This is a genomic window from Mangrovihabitans endophyticus, from assembly GCF_014646155.1.
Classification (GTDB): domain Bacteria; phylum Actinomycetota; class Actinomycetes; order Mycobacteriales; family Micromonosporaceae; genus Actinoplanes; species Actinoplanes endophyticus.
Genome location: NZ_BMMX01000133.1, coordinates 1 through 787 on the forward strand (window position 1 = coordinate 1; position 787 = coordinate 787).

Below are 787 nucleotides of genomic sequence, written 5' to 3' on the forward strand. Positions count from 1 at the left end.
CCGGGCGCGCTCCGGGCCGTCCAGGTCACGCGAGATGCGCCGCTTGCCCGACTCGCACGGCCACGGCTCGCCGCACAGCCAGCACAGCCACGACGGCCGGACCGGCAGATGCTCAGCTACCGGCACCGGGCGACGCCCATCAGGTGAGCCGCCATCGCGACACACGCGCACGCTCCGCACGCTCCGCCGTGATGTGATCATCCAGCGCGGCCAGCAGCTCCAGCGGCGTCGCGCCGAACAGCCAGCGAGGATCACTGCGGCGCGCCAGCCGCGGCTGCGCATAGAACCCCCGCTCGACCCACTCCACGCCGCCGCCCGGTGCCCACGTGGACATCCAGCCCGGATGGCACCGGTCGATGCGCTCACACGCCTCCAGTGCCCCGTCGGGCCAGTGCAGACGCTCCGCGATCAACCTGCGGTTACGCCTGCCGAGTTCCGGGCCCGGCGCCGGGAGCGGCCCGCTCACCGCCCTGACCCCCGCGACTCACCCAGACGGGTGACCAGCGTCGACCGCACCACTGGCATCTGCCGGGTCCGTTCGCGCGACGCCGCCTCAAGGATGCGGCGCACCGCCTCACGATGCTCGGCCGCCTGCTGGCGCCGCGCCCGGCGCAGCGCCTCGGCCGCCGCCAGCCTGCGCCGGTCCCGTCGTCGTCCTGGCCACCACATGGTCGTCTCCCTCGTCCCTGCGAAAGGGGAGGTGACGGCCACGGCGTGGCGGCGCGCGCCGCCCTCACCTCCCCACTGAGGTGAGGGCCGGCCGCCTCGGGTCCGACGCGACCGGGGG

General features: G+C 75.2%; 2 protein-coding genes. Both read right to left on the reverse strand.

From position 1 onward, the window contains the following. Positions 1-139: 139 nt before the first annotated feature. Positions 140-466, reverse strand: coding sequence for a hypothetical protein (locus tag IEY73_RS32735; protein ID WP_189083223.1), 327 nt, complete (start codon positions 464-466; stop codon positions 140-142). Continuing rightward, complete coding sequence (locus IEY73_RS32740; protein ID WP_189083224.1) at positions 463-669, reverse strand: hypothetical protein; 207 nt, start codon at positions 667-669, stop codon at positions 463-465. Before IEY73_RS32740 ends, IEY73_RS32735 begins: the two co-directional genes overlap by 4 nt. Positions 670-787 lie beyond the last annotated feature (118 nt).

Coding starts and splice junctions, on each gene's coding strand:
- IEY73_RS32740 (WP_189083224.1), bottom strand. CDS start 669: ATGTGGTGGCCAGGACGACGACGGGACCGGCGCAGGCTGGCGGCGGCC.